The sequence below is a fragment of the uncultured Desulfovibrio sp. genome (genome assembly GCF_949282365.1).
In the GTDB taxonomy this organism is placed as follows: domain Bacteria; phylum Desulfobacterota; class Desulfovibrionia; order Desulfovibrionales; family Desulfovibrionaceae; genus Desulfovibrio.
The window spans coordinates 127,532-145,596 of the sequence record NZ_CASDOY010000003.1 but is presented as its reverse complement, the minus strand read 5'-3'; the positions used below and the strand labels follow the sequence as shown (position 1 = coordinate 145,596).

Below are 18,065 nucleotides of genomic sequence, written 5' to 3'. Positions count from 1 at the left end.
GTCATGGCCCGCAAAGATCGCACCTCGCTGCGCTGGGGCTATTCCACCGGCGCCTGCGCCGCCGCGCTGGCCGTGGCCTGCTGGCAGGCCCTGCGCACGGGCCGCGCCCCGGCCCAGGTGGACATCCTGTTCGGCGACGGACGGGAGCGCCTGCTGCCCCTGAGGCCGCCCGCTCCGGGACGCATGGCCGAAATGGTCAAGGACGGCGGCGACGACCCCGACTGCACGCACGGCGCGGTCCTGTTCGCCCGGCTGGCCGCCTGCGCGCCGGACGCGGCCCGGCCCGAGGACATCCGCCTGCCTGTGGGCGCGGCCACGCTCATCCTGCGCGCCGTGGAGGGCATCGGCCTGTGCACGCGGCCGGGACTGGACTGCCTGCCCGGTCGCTGGGCCGTCAGCGGCGGGCCCCGGCGCATGCTGGCGGAAAACCTGCGCCGCGCGGGCATGGCCTCCGGCTGCTGGCTGCTGGAACTGGGGGTGGAGAACGGCGCGGCACTGGCCCGCCACACCCTCAACCCGCGGCTGGGCGTGGAAGGCGGCATCTCCATCCTGGGCAGCACCGGCCTGGTGCGGCCTTACAGCCACGCCGCATATGTGGAGACCGTGCGCCTGTGCGTGCAGGCCCGGCAGCGCGCGGGCGGCCGCGGGATGGTCTTCTGCACCGGCGGCCGTACCCGGGCGGGGGCCCGCCGGCAGCTGCCCCAGTGGCCGGAAAGCGCGTTCGTCTGCATCGGGGATTTCATCGCCCACTGCCTGGGCATCGCCGCCCGCCACCAGATGCAGGAGGTGGCCGTGGCCTGCATGGCGGGCAAGCTCTGCAAGTATGCCGCAGGCTTCGCCAATACCCACGCCCATCAGGTGGAACAGGACATGGACCTGCTGCGCCGCCAGGTGCGGGCCTGCCTGCCCGGCGAAGACGCCCTGCACACGTCCCTGCGCCGGAGCGCCTCGGTGCGCGAGGCCCTGCTGGCCCTGCCCGCGGCAGCGCGTCTGCCCGTTTTGCGCGCCCTGGCCCGGGCGGCGCTGGAGCAGTTCGCCCGCCGGGTCCCCGGCATCCCGGTCCTGCGGCTGCTGGTCTTCGATTTTGACGGCCGCTTCCTGTTCCGGGAAGAACGGCTCGCGGCGCCGGGCGCGGCTGACGATCCGGCGGCAGGCAGCCCGGACGCCACAGGCGCCCAGGATGCCCCGGACGGTACGAATGCCCCGGACGACCCCGACGCCACGGACGCCGAAGCCCTCCCGGACATCGGCCCCCGTTATTTCATCGACAGGCCCTGAACGCTCCGCGTCAGCAGGCCGCACTGCCCTTTTGCGAGTTTGCCCATGAACATGCCCTGTGTGGAAATCGTCGGCGCCGGTCCCGGCGCGGAAGACCTCATCACCCTGCGCGGCCTGCGGGCCCTGCAGGAAGCCGATCTGGTGGTCTATGCCGGTTCGCTGGTCAATCCCGCCCTGCTGCGCCACTGCCGCCCCGGCTGCCGCTGCCGGGACAGCGCCTCCATGACGCTGGCGGAACAGGTGGCCGTCATGAGCGAAGCCGCCCTGGCCGGGCAGCGGGTGGTGCGCCTGCACACTGGCGATCCCGCGCTCTACGGGGCCGTGGACGAACAGATCCGGGAGCTGGCCGGCAAGGGAATCACCGTGCGCATCACGCCCGGCGTGAGCAGCGTGTTCGGCGCGGCCGCCGCCCTGGGCTGCGAACTGACCAGCCCGGGAACGGCCCAGAGCGTGGTCCTGACCCGTACCCCCGGCCGCACGCCCATGCCCGGGGGCGAAAGCGCCGCCGCCTTCGCCCGCACCGGGGCCACCCTGGTCTTCTTCCTCAGCACGGGCAGGCTGGCCGCGCTGCTGAAGGATCTGCAGGAAGCGGGCGGCCTGGCCCCGGAGACGCCCGCCGCCGCCGTCTACCGCGCCACCTGGCCCGACGAGCAGGTGGTGCGCGGTACGCTGGCCGATCTGGCCCGCAAGGTGGAGGAGGCCGGTTTCCGGCGGCAGGCCCTGATCCTGGTGGGGCGCGCACTGGCCGCCCCGGCGGCGGCCTCCCGCCTCTATGACGGGGATTTTTCCCACGGCTACCGCAACAGCCTGCCCGACGAGACCTTCCACGGCTCCTGCGCCCTGTACGCCACGAGCCCCGCGGGACTGGCACAGGCCCGTACCCTGGCCGCCGCGCTGGCGCAGGAAGGGACGCCCCCACCCGTCATCTTCAGCACCTGCCCTGACGCTGCCGCGGGCGATGGTCACACGCCCGCCCCGGTGCGCGTCGCGGACGCGGCCGCTGCTCTGGCCGGCGCCCTGCCCCGCTTCGACGCCCATATCATCCTGGGCACGCCCCGCCAGGCCCTGCCCCTGCTGCCGTCCCCGTCCGGCATCCCGGCCACGGCGGCCGTCATCTGCTGCGCCGGGAGCGGCCGCCATGCCGTCTGCCTGCTGGATGGCCCGCATCAGGCCGGGGACCGCCTGGCCCGGCGCGTGGCCCGCATCACCGGCGGTCTGGCCGTCACCGGCCCGGCAAACGGCGATGAGGACCCTGTCGCGTCCACCGCGCCCGCCCCTGCCACGGCCTCCCCTGCGGCGTCCGCTCCGGGCCCTTCCCCCACGCTTCTCGACGCCGCGCATCCCAACGCCGCGCCGTCCGCGCAATGCGGCGAGCTGCTGGTGCTGGGCCTGGGCTCCGGCGATCCCGGGCAGCTCACGCCCGAAGCGGACGCCGCCCTGCGCCGCTGTGACGTGGTGGCCGGTTACAGCAAATATCTGGACCTCATCCGGCCGCGCCTCCGCGGCAAAGACTGTATCGAGACCGGCATGAAGGGCGAGGTGGAGCGCTGCCGCCGGGCCCTGGCCGCCGCCGCTGCCGGGGCCACGGTCTGCATGGTCTGCTCCGGCGATCCGGGCATCCTGGCCATGGCCGGGCTGCTGTTCGAGCTGCGCGCCCGCGAAACGGCCTTCCGCGCCCTGCCCATCCGCGTGCTGCCCGGCATCACGGCCGCCAGCACGGCCGCCGCCGCTCTGGGCGCGCCCCTGCAGAACGGTTTTTGCCTGGTCAGCCTCTCCGACCTGCTGGTGCCCGCCGACGAAGTGCGCCAGAACCTGCACGCCGTGGCCGGCTCGGCCCTGCCCGTGACCCTTTACAATCCTGCGGGCCGCAAACGGCGGCAGCTGCTGGGAGAGGCGCTGGCGATCTTCCGTGAGGCGCGCGGCGACGACATCCTCTGCGCCTGCGTGCGCCATGCCGGCCGTGCGCAGGAAGAACGCTGGACCGGCCGTCTGGCCGACCTGCCCGCCGATGACGTGGACATGTCCACTCTGGTGCTCATCGGCAGCCGCCGCACGGTCATGGATCAGGGCGCGCTCTTCGAGGCGCGCGGCTATGCGGAAAAATATCTGGACAGGGACGCGCCCGCGTCCCCGGCGGACGGTCGCTGATGTCCGCCTTCCACGCCTTTTGTCTGGCCGCGGCCCGCTCCGGCGAGGGCAAGACCGCCGTGGCCGTGGCCCTGATGCGGGCCCTCACGCGCCGGGGCCTTGCGGTGCAGGGCTGCAAATGCGGGCCGGACTATATCGACCCCACCTTCCATGCCCTGGCCACGGGCCGCCCGGCCTGCAATCTGGATACCTGGATGATGGGGGAAGACGGCGTGCGCGCCCAATGGCGGGCCTGTGCGGCGGATGCGGACGCCGCCGTCTGCGAGGGCGTCATGGGCCTGCTGGACGGCCGCGCCCCGGACGACCTTTCCGGCAGCACCCTGGACTGCGCCCGCGTGCTGGGCCTGCCCGTGCTGCTGGTGGTCGATACGCGGGGCATGGCGGCCTCGCTGGCGGCCCTGGTGGACGGCTTCCGGCGGCAGGCGGCGCGCCACGGCGTACGGCTGGCGGGCGTCATCGCCAACCGTACCGGCAGCGCCCGTCACACGGCCCTGCTGCGTGCGGCCCTGGACCGGGACGGCCTGCCCCCCCTGCTCGGCGCTCTGCCCCGACACGAGGCCTGCCGCATCCCCAAGCGCCAGCTGGGCCTGCTGCCCGCCGCCGAGACCGCCTGCGACGCCGCCTGGACGGACCGTCTGGCCGCGCTGGCCGAAGATCATCTGGATATGGAACGCCTGCTGGCCCTGACGCGGCAGCCCCGCCCGCTGCCGCCGCCCAGGCCCGCCGCGGCCGGTTGTCGCCGCCGTCTGGCCGTGGCCCGGGACGAGGCATTCTGTTTCTATTACCACGCCAATGAGGAGGCCCTGCGCGCCCGCGGCTGGGAGCTGGTCCCCTTCTCGCCCCTGCGTGATACGGCCCTGCCGGAAGGGGCGGCGGCCCTCTATCTGGGCGGCGGCTACCCGGAAGCCTTTGCCGCCCGGCTGGCGGCCAACACGGCCATGCGTGCCGCCATCCGGGACTTTGCCGCCAGCGGCGGCGAGATCTATGCCGAATGCGGCGGCTACATGTACCTTTGCACGGAGCTGGAGGCCGCCACCGACGGCCACGGTCTGGAGGGCGAACGGCGGCGCTGGCCCATGTGCGGCGTGCTGGAGGCCACAGCCCGCATGGAAGGCAGTCTGCGCTCCCTGGGCTATCGCGAGGCCCGCTTCACGGACAGCGCTCCCCTGGGCCTGCCCCTGCGCTCCTGTCGGGGCCATGAGTTCCACTGGTCGCACATCGAGCTGCACCGCGCCTACGCCCCCCTGTACACGGTCACGGAGCGTACAGGGCCACGACCGGAAGGCGTGCGCGACGGCAATGTGCGGGCAGGCTATGTGCATCTCTACTGGGGCGGGCTGGCCGACAGCAGCGGCACGGCCTGCGGCGCATCCGTATCCGCCCCCCCGTCCTGCCCGGTATCCGGGGGGCGGGTCATCCTGCTCAACGGCCCGTCCAGCGCGGGCAAAAGCACGCTGGCCCGGGCCCTGCAAGAGCGGCTGCTGGCCCGGCAGGGCCGCCACAGCATCATCCTGTCCATGGACGACCTGCTGCGCGCCTGTCCCGGCCGCCCCGGCTCCCTGCTGCGGGGCATGGCCGCCACGGGCCTGCCTCTGACGGCCATCCTGCATGCCGCCGCGGCCGAGGCCGCGCGCTCCGGCGCTCTGGTCATCCTGGACCATGTGCTGGGCGAGCGCCCGGACTGGGTGGCCGACCTCTGGCGACGCCTGGACGGCATCCCCATCCTGCCCGTGCAGGTACGCTGCGCGCTGGACGAACTGGAACGGCGCGAAAAAAGCCGTACCGACCGCACACCGGACTGGCCCCATGCCGCCCGGCAGGCGCGGGACATCCACGCTCCCCTGCCCGGGGAGCTGACGGTGGATACCGGCCGCGCCAGCCCCGGGGCCTGCGCGGCCCGCATCCTCGATGTCCTATCCTTTGCCGGCGCGGACAGCCTTGCGCCCACACGGGAGGAGAGCCATGAAGCCTGATACCCACGGCGGCGACCTGCTGCGCATGGCCGCCCTGGCCGGACGCACGCCCGACAGCCTGCTGGATTTCAGCGTCAATATCCGCCCCGAGGGGCCGCCGGAATTCCTGCGCCTGGCCCTGTGCCGTGCTCTGGACCAGGTCACGGCCTACCCTTCTCCCCATGCCGAAGAAGCCATGGAGGCCGCCGCCCTGGCCCACGGCCTGCCCGCGGACCATTTCGTCTTCGGCAACGGCAGCAATGAGCTCATCCATCTGCTGGCCCGCGTGCTGCGCGCGGAGGGCCGTCCCTGCGCGGCCGTGATCGAACCGGCCTTCAGCGAATACGCCCTGGCCTGCGACCGGGCCGGGCTTGAGGTGCGCCACCTGGCCTGCGGCGTGCGCCATGAGGGGGACAGCGACGAGGCCGTGACCGCCCGGCTGCTGGCCCTGCTGGCGGACGTGCCCCCGCAGGCGGCGGTCTGGCTGGCCAATCCGGGCAACCCTTCGGGCTCCTTTTTGCCGCCCGACGCCTGCCGGCGCCTGCTGGCGGCCCGGCCCGACCTGCTCTGGATCATCGACGAGGCTTTCATCGCCTATGTCGGCCCGGACGGCACAGCCTCCCTCATCCCGCGGCTGCCGGACAATGCCGTGATCCTGCGTTCCCTGACCAAGTTCCACGCCCTGCCCGGCGTGCGCCTGGGCTATCTGGTGACCGGGGCCCCACGGGCGCGACGATTGCGGCAGGGCCTGCCCGCCTGGAGCGTCAATGCCTTTGCCCTGGCCGCCGCGCGGGCCGTGTTCGCGGACCGTTCGGATTTTGCCGACCGCACCCGGGCCGAGAACAGCCGCCGCCGCGAACAGCTTTGCGCCTGCCTGCGCGACGTGCCCGGCATCACGGTCTTCCCTTCCCTGGCCAATTATGTGCTCTTCCGTTGCACCCAGGCCCCGGCAGATCTCTATGCCCGCCTGCTGCGCGTCTACGGCATCGCCGTGCGCGACTGTTCCAATTACGCCGGCATGGAAGGCGGCGGCTGGTTCCGCGCCGCCGTGCGTCTAGAGGAGGAGCACCGGCGGTTGGCGGAGGCCCTGCACGGCCTCCTGCATCCGGCGGCTCCCGCCGCAGGAGCGCGTCCGCGATCCCGCCGCCCGGCCCTCATGCTGCAGGGCACATCCTCCGATGCGGGCAAAAGCATCCTGGCCGCGGCCTTCTGCCGCATCCTGCGGCAGGACGGTTACGACGTGGCCCCCTTCAAGGCCCAGAACATGTCCCTCAATTCCGGGGTGACGGCCCTCGGCGAAGAGATGGGCCGCGCCCAGATCGTGCAGGCCCGGGCGGCCCGAGTGGATCCCGAGGCCCTCATGAACCCCGTGCTGCTCAAGCCGCATTCTGAGACCGGTTCGCAGGTCATCGTGCTGGGCAGGCCCGTGGGCCACATGCAGGCCCGCGAATATTTCCGGCACAAGGCCCGGCTCTGGCAGACCGTGACCGGGGCCTATGACCGGCTGGCCGCCCGCCACGAAGTCATGGTGCTGGAAGGTGCGGGCAGCCCCGGCGAGGTGAACCTCAAAGGACACGATATCGTCAACATGCGCATGGCCGCCCACGCGGAGGCCTCGGTGCTGCTGGTGGGCGACATCGACCGCGGCGGCGTCTATGCCTCCCTGCTGGGCACCTGGATGACCCTCGACAGGCAGGAACGCGCCCTGCTGACGGGCTATGTGGTCAACAAGTTCCGGGGCGACGCCTCCTTTCTGGAACCGGCGCACGCCTACCTGCACCAGGCCACCGGCGTTCCCGTGCTGGGCGTGATCCCCTGGCTGCGCGAACTCAACATCCCGGACGAGGACATGGCCGGTTTTTCCTGGTCGCAGACGGCCGATACCACGCCGCCCCCGCCCGGCATCCTCGACATCGCCGTGGTCATGCCCCGGCATGTGTCCAATTTCACGGACATGAGCCCCCTGGCCGCCGAGCCGGACGTGCGCCTGCGCGCCGTGCGCCGCCCCGGGGACTGGGGGCGGCCCCATGTGGTCATCCTGCCCGGGACAAAGAGCGTGGCCGCCGATCTGACGGCCCTGCGCGCGGACGGCCTTGCCGGGCTCATCTGCCGCCATGCCGCGCAGGACGGCTGGCTGCTGGGCATCTGCGGCGGCCTGCAGATGCTGGGCCGCACCATCCTCGATCCGCTGGGGCTGGAATCCGCCGCGCCCTCCGTGGCCGGGCTCGGGCTCATGGATCTGGAATCCTCCTTCGCCGCGGACAAGACCCTCATCAACGTGCTCCGCGCCGCCACGCCGCTGCCGGTCATGAGCGGCGGTTACGAGATCCACCACGGCCGGACCAGCCACGGGCCTTCGGCCCTGCCCCTTTTCGTGCGCGAAGGGGACGGCCCCCTGGAAGAACGGGTCTGCGGCTATGTGAGCGGCCGCCGCTGGGCCACCTATCTGCACGGCCTGTTCGACGATGACGCCTTCCGCCGCGCCTGGCTGGACCATGTGCGCCAGGACGTGGGCCTTGCGCCGCAGGGGCGGCAGCTGGTACGGCACGATCTGGAAAAGGCCCTGGACCGCCTGGCCGACACGGTGCGGCAACATGTGGACATGCGGGCCGTCTACCGCAGCCTGGGCCTGTAGCACAGGCCGTCGTGCGCGATGGAGCCAGCCGACTGGCATATGGCGCTGCGCCAAGGTCCATCGGCCCCGCAGCACGGACGCCGGCCTGCGCCGGTCCCCGGCGGGAACGACTGCCACCACGACCGCCGCACGCGCCCCGGCCGTTCCTCTCCCGGCCCGTACTGACGGGGAGGCCCCACCGCATCCCGTTCAGCTTGCAGGCGGACGCCCCAAGCCCGCACCGGCGGGATGTCCCCGGCCGTGCCCGCAGGCCCGTCACAGACCGCCATAACAAGCCATCATGACAGGACGTCACGGCGACAAAAAAGCCGCCCTCGCGGGCGGCTTTCCTTCACATCCTAAGCGGGCAGGATGCTGGCGAATTGCTCCATGGGCATGGGCGGACTGAACAGGTAGCCTTGGGCAAGAGGACAATCCAGCCTGCGCAGGATATCCAGCTGACCTTCCGTCTCCACGCCCTCGGCGATGGCCCTGATGCCCATATCGGCCGCCGCCTCGATGGCAAGGCGCAGGAGGCGCTGGATCTTGTCGCTGTCGCAAAGATCATCCATCAGGCTTTTGTCCAGTTTGAGCTCGTCGAACTCCACATGGGCCAGGGTCAGAAGATTGGCATAGGCCACGCCGAAGTCGTCGATGGCCACCTGGAAGCCCTTGTTCCGGATACTGCCCACGGCTTCCTGAAAAGCATCGGCATCCTCGGCGCTGGCCGTTTCCGTGACTTCCACGCGCAACAACTCGGCCGGAACGGCAAACTTTTGCCGGATCTCCTCCAGCCTGTCGGCCACTTCGGGGAAGATCAGCGTGGTGCGGGAAAAGTTCACGGCCATGGGCACTACCAACTGTCCCGCATCCAGCCAGCGGCGCAGGCAGGCGCAGACCTCGCCGAAGACGTGCAGGTCCACCTGCGGCATGGCGTAGATGGATTCCAGCACGGGGATGAACTGGGACGGCGGGATGACCTTGTCGTCGGCGACCAGCCGCAGCAGGACCTCGCCGCCGGCGATGGTCCCGTCCGTCACCCGGAACTGGGGCTGGCAGTACAGGATGAAACTGCCTGATGCCAGCAGTTCGTCCAGACGGCCGGGCCGGGTCAGATCCAGGACGTCATCCAGCCTGCTCCGGTAGCGTCCGCTCTGGGGCAGGCTCCTGTAAAAATCCCGTTTCGCGGCGAACATGCGCGCGTCGGCGGCGATCAGGCCCTTGTCCAGATCGTCTTCCCGGCGGACCCAGGCGCAGCCCACGGAGGCACTGAAGCCCAGCGACCCGGAAAACATGATCCGCAGGCGCTCCACATCCTGCCGGAACTTGTGTTCGTCGGTTCCCTGCCACAGGAGGACGAATTCGTCGTCCCCCATGCGGTAGAGCGGGACATCGGGCAGGATCTCCCCCACGGAACGGCTCACGGAGGTGAGGACGGCGTCGCCCACGCTGTAGCCTTCGCCGTCGTTGATGTCCTTCAGCCCGTTGATATCTAGAAATATGATGCCCATGTCGGCATCCCGCTGCTGCACGTCCCGCTGGAAGGCGTTGCGGTTGAAAACGCCCGTCAGCTGGTCATGATAGCTGAGGAAGTGCAGCTCGTTCAGCGAATCGCGCCGCCACAGGGCGGAGCTGAGAAAAAATTTCATGGAAGACAACAACACCCGGGTCGAGTCCATCCGCGCGGGCTCCAGATTGTCCACCCCCACGAACCCGGCCAGGGTCTTGCCGTTCCAGAGCGGGAAGACCAGCAGGGAATGGATGTCCTGCTGTTTGAGCACGGCGTATTCCTCGGGGCTGGTCGTGCGCAGGCTTTCCAGATCCGTGATCAGGATGGGCTGATGGGCATAAAAATTGGGCATCCAGCGGGAAATGGTCCTGACAGGGACCCGTGTCAGGCAGCGTTTTTGCGGTACGACGCCCTTGCGGCACCATTCGAAGGTATTGCGGACCACGTCGTCACAGAACTCAAAGATATACGCCCGGTCCGCCTGCAGATAGTCGCCGATGGCAGCCAGCACGTCATCGATCAGGAAGGAGATGTCGGCGTCCTGGCGGTACAATTTGCGGGCACAGTGGTTGATGAAGTTCTGCAGGGAAAGGTTCCTGTCCAGCTGATCCTGCAGGTGCATGTATTCCGTGATGTCCGTGGCGATCTCCGTCCTGACGCGCCTGTTGTCGCACTCGCAGACGCTGTCGCTCAGGATGAAATGGCGCCCGATATGCTGGTTGTGGAATTTCCAGACATAGCAGCCATCTTCGGAGATACGGTCATTGGTACAGAAGGGACAGGGCGCCTGGCGGCCCTGCAGGATCTCATAGCATGTGCCCCGCAACCTCTGGGGGATGTGGAAGGCATCCGCCAGGGCCTTGTTGTAATAGAGCAGCTCATAGGTCTCCATATCGGCGATGTAGACCAGCTCCTGCAGGTTATCCAATATTTTTTCATACATATTCATGGCTGTTCCCGGAAAGGGCTGCATGCCTGTAAACAGTATCGGCCCCAATTTTATACCATGGCCTAGATTTTATACCAACAGCCAAAATTTTATACCACTGTGTTCTTCTAGCACGGGAAGCCGGAAGGGTAAAGGAAGAAAAGCGCGATCAGGACGTTTTCCAAAAACTTTCACCTGGATGTCCGTTATACGGCATGCTTGAGCAATGCCCGCAAGTCGGCTACAACCCTTCCGTTAGCGCCGGCCATGACGACAGGCCGGCCGTTCGCCCTTTTTGCCCCTTGCTTGCCCCGTATGCCGAAAGTCATCATCATCACCACCGGCGGCACCATCGCCATGCAGCATGACCGCGTGACCGGCGCGGCCGTGCCCGCTGTCAGCGGTGCGGACCTCGTGCGGGCCATCCCCGGCCTGGGCAGCGTCTGCGATCTGGAAGTCCACGAGTTCGACAACCTGCCCAGCCCCGCCATCACGCCCGGGCACATGTTCCGTCTGGCCGCCATGACGCGCCGCCAGCTGGCCAGGGACGACGTCCTCGGCGTCGTCATCACCCACGGGACGGACAGCCTGGAAGAGAGCGCCTATTTCCTCGACCTGTCGCTGGACAGCCGCAAGCCCGTCTGCTTCACGGCGGCCATGCGTTCCGGCGACGAACTCAGCCCCGACGGCCCGCGCAATATCCTGGCGGCCGTGCGCGTGGCGGCCTCGCTTCCGGCGCGGGCCATGGGCAGCCTTGTGGTCATGAACGAGCAGATCCATGCCGCGCGCGAAGTCACCAAGACCCACGCCGCCAACGTGGCCACCTTCCAGTCCCCCTGGTGGGGCCCCCTGGGCGTGGTGGACGGCGACAGGGTCATCTTCCGCCGGGCCCAGCTGGGCCGTCAGACCTTCCTGCCCGCGAGCCTGTGCAAGAAGGTGGACCTCATCAAACTGGTCACCGGCTCCGATGCCGCCTATCTGGATTTTGCCGTGTCGCGCGGCGTGGACGGCATCGTTGTGGAAAGTTTCGGCCGCGGCAACGTGCCGCCCGGCGTCATCCCCGGCATCGCGCGCGCTCTGGAAAAGGGCGTCATCGTGGTCAACGCCACCCGTACAGGCGGCCGCGTCCTGGATGAATACGGCTATGACGGCGGCATGCTCCAGCAGCACCGGATGGGCGTCATCATGGCCGGGGAGCTGAGCGCCGCCAAGGCGCGCCTCAAGCTGATGCTCATCCTCAGCCAGTACGGCCCCCAGGGCCGTCCCGATCCGGCCGCCGTGGCCCGCGCTTTCGAACACAGCATGTGACGCCGCAGGCGGTCCGTACACCGCAGCATGGCGGCAAGCCCGAAATCCCCTTGCATCCGCGCGGCGCGGGCGCCATACTGCCGTCTGCCCGACGCCCGCGTATTGTCGCCCCGCCTCACGGCACGTCCCGCCGTCCTGCGGGGGAGCATCGCCCCACCGCCATCTTTTCTGGAGGAATCCATGCACGACCTGCTGACTGCGACCCTGTGCGCCGCCCTGCTCACCTGCGGCGGACAGGCCGCTTTCGCGGCTCAGGCCGCCGGCGCTCCTGCCGACAGGAGCCGGCCCGCCACGGAGCATACCCGCGCCGCCAACGCGGCCATGAGCAAAGAACTCGATTTCGCCGACCTGCAGGATTTCCAGGACGCCCAGCGCGGCTTCCTGGCCCCCCTGCCGGACCGGGGCCGTATCCTGGATGCCCGGGGACGCGAGACCTGGAACCTGGCCCCCTACGATTTCCTGGCCCCGGCCATGAGCCGGGACTTCCCGCCCTCGGTCATCATGCCCACGCCCGCGCCGGATACGGTCAACCCCTCCCTGTGGCGGCAGAGCCAGCTGGTGCTGCGCGACGGCCTCTACAAGGTCGTTGAGCGCATCTATCAGGTGCGCAATGCCGACATTTCCAATATGACTATCATCGAGGGCGATAGCGGCATCATCGTGGTCGATCCGCTCGTCTCCGAGGAGAACGCGGCCGCCGCCCTCCGCCTCTACTACGCCCACCGGCCGCACAAGCCGGTGGTGGCCGTCATCTATTCGCACAGCCATGTGGACCATTACGGCGGCGTGCGCGGCGTGGTGGACGAAAAGGACGTGGCCGCCGGCACGGTGCAAATCATCGCGCCCGAAGGCTTCATGGAAGCGGCCGTGGCCGAGAACGTGCTGGCCGGCAATGCCATGGGCCGCCGCGCCCAGTACATGTACGGTTCCCTGCTGCCGCCCTCGCCGCGCGGCCATGTGGGGGCCGGTCTGGGTCTGACCACCTCCTGTGGTACCTCGGGCCTGCTGGAGCCCACCCGCCTGATCCGCAAGGACGGCGAGCAGCTGTGGCTGGACGGCCTGACCTTCATCTTCCAGCTGGCGCCCAATACGGAAGCTCCGGCGGAGATGCACTGGTACATCCCCGAGCTCAAGGCCCTGACCGCCGCCGAGAACTGCACCCACACCATGCACAACCTCTACACCCTGCGCGGCGCCAAGGCCCGCGACCCCCTGTGCTGGAGCCGGGCCCTGGACGAGAGCCTGCAACGCTGGGGCGGCGAGGCGGAAGTCCTGTACAGCATGCACCACTGGCCGGTCTGGGGCGTGGAGCGCGTGCGTGCCGAGCTGGGCCTGATGCGCGACCTGTACCGCTACCTCAACGACCAGACCCTGCACCTGGCCAACAAGGGCCAGACCATGCTGGAGATCGCCGAGAACCTGCGCCTGCCTCCCGGGCTGCGGCGGGCCTTCAGTCTGCGCGGCTATTACGGCAGCCTCAACCACAATGCCAAGGCCGTGTACAATTATTACCTGGGCTGGTTCGACGGCAATCCGGCCCATCTGCACATGCTGACGCCGGTGGAATCGGCCAGGAAATATGTGGAATACATGGGCGGCGCCGAGGCCGTGCTGCAACGCGCGCGCAAGGACTACGCGGCGGGCCAGTACCGCTGGGTGGCCCAGGTGCTGGACCATGTGATCTTCGCCGATCCGGGCAATACGGCCGCCCGCGAGCTGGCCGCCGATGCGCTGGAACAGCTGGGCTATCAGGCCGAGAGCGGCCCCTGGCGCAATTTCTACCTGAGCGGGGCCCGCGACCTGCGCGGCCTGCCGCCCGCCGTATCCGCCCGGGCCGCCACGCACAGCAGCACGCAGGCCCTGTCCATGCCGGCGGCCCTGTATTTCGATTATCTGGGCGTGCGCCTGGACGGCATGCGGGCACAGGGCAAGGAGCTGGACCTGCGCATCAGCCTGACGGACACGCAGGAAGTCTGGCATTTGCAGCTGGGCAACAGCGTGCTCACGGCCCACAGGGCCGACCGGGACCGCCGCGCCCCCCTGCTGACCTGCACCCGCCTGCAGATGATGGCCCTGTTCGAGGGCCGCATGACGCCGGAACAGGCCGTGCAGCAGGGCCTGCTCAAGGATGCCGCGCCTTTCAGGGAACTCCTGCCCCTGCTGGACAGCTTCAGGCCGGACTTCCCGCTGGTGCTGCCCTGATCCCGCCCGTGTGCCTGCCCCGGGCCCGCGCACAGGATACGAGACATTCGGGACGCCCCGCGAGGGGCGTCCTTTTTTTGCGGCGTCCCTTGTTGCGCTGACAGCATCAGCATCCACCAAAGAAGGCTGCCGCTGCGCGATGGGCACTGCCGCGCGCCCGCTGCCATGAGGGACAGTTCCCAGGCGGAAAGATGTGGTTGAGGGCGCGGCTGATACACAGGAGAAGGCGCTGCATGTACCTGCGTCCATACGCTTGCCGGCATATGCCTGCTGCCGGGCAGCCGGTCCCGGATTCCGCCCTGACCGGCCGGACCGGGCCTGATGGCGGCCCGGACACGCGCTGTCCCTGTCTCCTGCCCCAGACCCCTTATATGGCTAGGCGTTGCACGGCAAGGTGTTGTCGTGCCCGTCTCCTGCCCCAGCCCATTCCAGGAGTTACGGGAGGAAGGCGCGCGGCAGCGTTACGGGTTTCCCGCCGCGCCACATGGCCGGGCAGCGTCAGGTCCGCGCACAGGTCCCGCCCTGGCGGCAGTGCCGGTTGCGCTGCAGCCGCCAGGGCGAAAGGCGGGCCGTGGCCGCAGCCCCGCGGGCGGGCCCCGCACAGGACAGCATCCTGCGCAAGCAAGCCAGCAGCAACGGCAGTACCGCTCAGGCCCCGCAAGGCGCCCTGCTTCAGACCCGTCCCAGAAAGAGAAAAAGCGTATGCAGGACGCTCAGGGACAGGATCAGCCCCTGTTCCGCCCAGGGCCCCGTCCACCCGCAGCAGCTCACCTCCAGCGCCCCGTGGCGGCAGACGGGAAGACAGTCCCGGCAGAGCACGCAGCGCCAGTCCGGTCCCGTGACGCCCGTCCCGTCCTCCAGACGCAGCGCACCGTAGCGGCAGATCCGCGCGCAGGCCCCGCACTGGCGGCAGTGCCGGTTACGCCGCAGCCGCCAGGGTGAAAGGCGCGCCAACACATTCCCGGCCATCCCCAGCGGGCAGATAGCGCAGCAGTAGACCGGCAGCCCCAGGCGCCGGCTCAGCCAGAGGGCGCAGGGCAGCACAGCCAGTCCCAGAGCCAGGGCCAGGACCAGCGCCCAGGGCCAGGGCAGCCCGGCAAGGCGCAGGCCCAGGGGCAGCAGCAGGCTCAGGATCAGCAGGATCAGGCGCGTCGTGCGCCAGACGCGGGGCAGCCCCCTGCCCGTACGCGGCCCGGCATCCGCCGCCAGGGCATCCCAGACACCCAGATAGCAAAGATGGCTGCACCAGGCGCTGCCTGCCAGCACCAGCGAGACGGCGAACAGCAGCGGCATGAAGAACGGGCCTTCCCCCCTGTACAGCGGCCCGGACAGGACCAGCCCGGGAACGGGCAGATGCGGCACTCCCTGCAGGAGGAAAAGGCTGTGCAGGAAAAGACCCGCCAGCAGCTGGGCAAAAAAGACGCAGGAAAACAGCAGCCAGATGCGCCGCCGCCACACAGGGGCCCGCTTCCTGTCCGCCAGCCAGCCATAGACGAGCCCGGCCCAAAGACCGGCCAGCAGGGCCTCCAGCGCTCCCCAGCCCGGCCACAGGCGATGCAGCAGCAGAAGGTCGGGCTGCCGCCCGTCCAGCAGCAGGAGCAGCACCGTGACCAGCACACAGGCCGCGGCCTGGGCCCGAGGCCCCTCCTGTTCGCGACCGCGGCAGGCCCGGCAGCGCAGGGCCAGGGCCGCCAGCACGGTCAGCAGGAGCACAGCGCCCAGGATGCAGGCCAGACGCAGCCAGTCCTGCCCCAGATGCCGGCGCAGACGGATGAGGAACAGCGTCACGCCGCCCCATTCCACGGCCAGGGCCAGCAGCAGGCAGGCCGCACTGCGCCGCAGCCAGGCCGCAGGACGCCAGAGCAGGCCCGCCCAGACCAGACAGCACAGGGAAAGCGCCTGCTGCCCGCTGCGGAAGAAATGGGCCGCTCCCAACAGGAAGGCCAGCGAGGCCCCCACCGGCGCCATACGTCCGCACCAGCACCCGGAGCGGCTTTCGGGCCGGGAGACCGGGGGGGAGAGCGGTGCCTCCCGCGTGAGCTGATCCATAGCATCCTCCTGTGCGCTTGTTGCCGTCCGGCAGGGACGGCTGCCCCATGCTGTCACGATCCGCCTCGCAGGGCTGTGTCCGCCGCCACAAAATATGGCACGATATGGCACGGCGGGAACGATGTCCCGCTTTCGCACCGCCGGACCATAAAACATCGTACGACTGCGGCAAGGGCGCCCCCTGGGAGCAGACCGTGGCCGGGACGTACGGATCTGCCTGCCCCAGCCTGACGGCAAAACTGCCTGTCCGGCCGGGGAGGATAGCCGGACAGTTGCCTGTCCGCCACCGCCGGGCAGCGCCGGCCGGGACCGACCTGTTCGGGACGGGCCGTCAGCGGCCATCCGCAGCGATGCTGCCCGGCCCGTATGCCGGTACGGCTTTACACGTCCCGCAAAGCCCGCCATAGTGGGCGGATGTGGCGGCCGATATCGCACAAGGAGGACTTATGGCTGGAACCATGCATGCCCTGGTCTATCACGGTACCAACGATCTGCGCCTGGAGGAACGTCCCCTGCCGCAACTGCGGGACCCGCGCGACGCCATCGTCAAAGTGGAGCTTTCCAGCATCTGCGCCAGCGACCTGCACATCCGCAACGGTGCGGTGCCGCGCGCCCTGCCCGGTACGGTACTGGGCCATGAGTTCGTGGGCGAAGTGGTGGAGACCGGCAGCGAGGTGCGCAAGGTGCGCCCGGGCCAGCGCGTGGCCGCCAATGTGGAGACCTTCTGCGGCAGCTGCTGGTTCTGCCGTCAGGGCCATGTCAACAACTGCCGCCACGGCGGCTGGGAGCTGGGCTGCCGCATCGACGGCTGCCAGACGGAATATGTGCGCGTGCCCTTTGCGGACAACGGCCTCGACCCCATCCCCGACAGTCTGTCCTATCAGGATGTTTTGCTGGTGGGCGACGTGCTGGCCAGCGGCTATTTCGGTGCGGAGCTGGCCGCCATCCGGCCCGGCGATACCGTGGCCGTGCTGGGGGCCGGGCCCGTGGGCCTGTGCGCCATGCAGTGCGCGCGCCTGTTCGGTCCGGCGCGCATCATCGCCGTGGACATCCTGGAAAGTCGCCTGCGTCTGGCGCGGGAACGCGGCTATGCCGATCTGGCTATCGATGCCGCCCGGGAGGACACGGTGGGGCGCGTCGCGGAGCTCACCGGCGGTCTGGGGGCCGATGCCGTCATCGAGTGCGCGGGCGGCCGCGATACCTTCCAGACGGCCTGGAAGATCGCCCGGCCCAATGCCAGCGTGGCCCTGGTGGCCATGTACGAGGAGGCCCAGAGCCTGCCCCTGCATCTGATGTACGGCAAGAACCTGACCTTCCGCACCGGCGGCGTGGACGCCGTGCACAGCGCGGAGCTGATCCGCCTCATCGAGAACGGCCGCATCGACACCAATCCGCTCATCACGCACAGCCTGCCCCTGAACAAGATCATGGAAGGCTACCGCATCTTCGAGCAGCGCCAGGACGATTGCATCAAGTGCGCCATCACGCCCTGGAAGCGCTGAACGCACGGTGACGCCCCGGCGCACGGCCGGGACACGAGGCGGAGGATGCGGGACCTTTTGCCGGCCGGCGATGACCGATGCCCGACATCATACGGCGGCAACGGCCCTCTCCGGCCCCGCGCCGCCGGCATGCGTCCGTCCTGCCTCCCCGGGAAGGCACGCCCCGGGCCCGGCGCGCCTTCCCGAACGTGCCGGGGCACCAGCCCCTGCCCTGCGGCCTGTCCCCGTCTTCGCGGGCACGGGCATCTGTTCGCCCGGCTCCTGCGCCCGTTGGCGCGGGCGGCTGCGGCGCGCGTAACGGCCCTGCCTACGGGGAAGCGACACGCGCTCCGCTCGCCTCCTGTGATCCCTGACCACCGGCCTGCACTGCCCGGCGCGGACTGTGTGGCACTGGCGGGCGGCTGCCCCCTGTGGGCCTGCCTGTCCGCACAGTCCATACGGCCCGCCGGGCCTGTGCCCCGTACCGTGGCGGCCGCCACGAACTTCCAAGCCAGAAAGCCTGCGAAAAGCGCTTGCCTAGGGACGGCAATTCTGTCTAGTCTGCCGCCAGACAGGAGGACGCGCCTGCATGCGC

General features: G+C 69.6%; 9 protein-coding genes. 7 read left to right on the top strand and 2 right to left on the bottom strand.

All coding sequences use genetic code 11. The features are described 5' to 3' along the window. The first annotated feature begins 3 nt into the window (after nucleotides 1-3). The 4 genes from cbiD to Q1X76_RS02140 are packed head-to-tail and all read left to right on the top strand — an operon-like array spanning nucleotide 4 to nucleotide 8,013. Entirely contained in the window at nucleotides 4-1,278 is a 1,275-nt protein-coding gene (gene cbiD, locus Q1X76_RS02155) for a cobalt-precorrin-5B (C(1))-methyltransferase CbiD (protein WP_300717773.1), read from the top strand. Nucleotides 1,279-1,323: 45 nt separating this feature from the next. Beyond that, the gene (gene cobM, locus Q1X76_RS02150) at nucleotides 1,324-3,426 is read left to right on the top strand and encodes a precorrin-4 C(11)-methyltransferase (RefSeq protein ID WP_300717772.1); all 2,103 of its coding nucleotides are present in this window, start codon (nucleotides 1,324-1,326) and stop codon (nucleotides 3,424-3,426) included. Beyond that, nucleotides 3,426-5,399, top strand: a complete 1,974-nt coding sequence (locus Q1X76_RS02145; protein WP_300717770.1) for a cobyrinate a,c-diamide synthase — start codon at nucleotides 3,426-3,428, stop codon at nucleotides 5,397-5,399. The genes cobM and Q1X76_RS02145 overlap by 1 nt, the downstream gene beginning before the upstream one ends. Then, entirely contained in the window at nucleotides 5,389-8,013 is a 2,625-nt protein-coding gene (locus Q1X76_RS02140) for a cobyric acid synthase (protein WP_300717768.1), read from the top strand. The genes Q1X76_RS02145 and Q1X76_RS02140 overlap by 11 nt, the downstream gene beginning before the upstream one ends. A gap of 338 nt (nucleotides 8,014-8,351) precedes the next feature. On the opposite strand, the gene Q1X76_RS02135 is transcribed toward Q1X76_RS02140, so the two are convergent. Continuing rightward, on the bottom strand, nucleotides 8,352-10,451 hold the full coding sequence (locus tag Q1X76_RS02135; RefSeq protein WP_300717766.1) for a sensor domain-containing phosphodiesterase: 2,100 nt from the start codon (nucleotides 10,449-10,451) through the stop codon (nucleotides 8,352-8,354). A 294-nt stretch (nucleotides 10,452-10,745) separates the two neighbouring features. Here Q1X76_RS02135 and Q1X76_RS02130 point away from each other — a divergent pair, with 294 nt between their 5' ends. Together Q1X76_RS02130 and Q1X76_RS02125 are read left to right on the top strand one after the other, a co-directional pair. Further along, nucleotides 10,746-11,738 carry an asparaginase gene (locus Q1X76_RS02130; protein WP_300717764.1) on the top strand — a complete coding sequence of 331 codons (993 nt, stop codon included), beginning with the start codon at nucleotides 10,746-10,748 and terminating at the stop codon, nucleotides 11,736-11,738. Nucleotides 11,739-11,918: 180 nt separating this feature from the next. Beyond that, nucleotides 11,919-13,940: an alkyl sulfatase dimerization domain-containing protein gene (locus Q1X76_RS02125; protein ID WP_300717762.1), complete on the top strand. Its 2,022-nt coding sequence runs from the start codon at nucleotides 11,919-11,921 to the stop codon at nucleotides 13,938-13,940. A gap of 672 nt (nucleotides 13,941-14,612) precedes the next feature. On the opposite strand, the gene Q1X76_RS02120 is transcribed toward Q1X76_RS02125, so the two are convergent. Then, complete coding sequence (locus tag Q1X76_RS02120) at nucleotides 14,613-15,989, bottom strand: 4Fe-4S dicluster domain-containing protein (protein ID WP_300717761.1); 1,377 nt, start codon at nucleotides 15,987-15,989, stop codon at nucleotides 14,613-14,615. Nucleotides 15,990-16,435: 446 nt separating this feature from the next. Between Q1X76_RS02120 and Q1X76_RS02115 the strand changes: the two genes are divergently transcribed. Continuing rightward, complete coding sequence (locus tag Q1X76_RS02115) at nucleotides 16,436-17,491, top strand: alcohol dehydrogenase (protein ID WP_300717759.1); 1,056 nt, start codon at nucleotides 16,436-16,438, stop codon at nucleotides 17,489-17,491. Nucleotides 17,492-18,065: the final 574 nt, after the last annotated feature.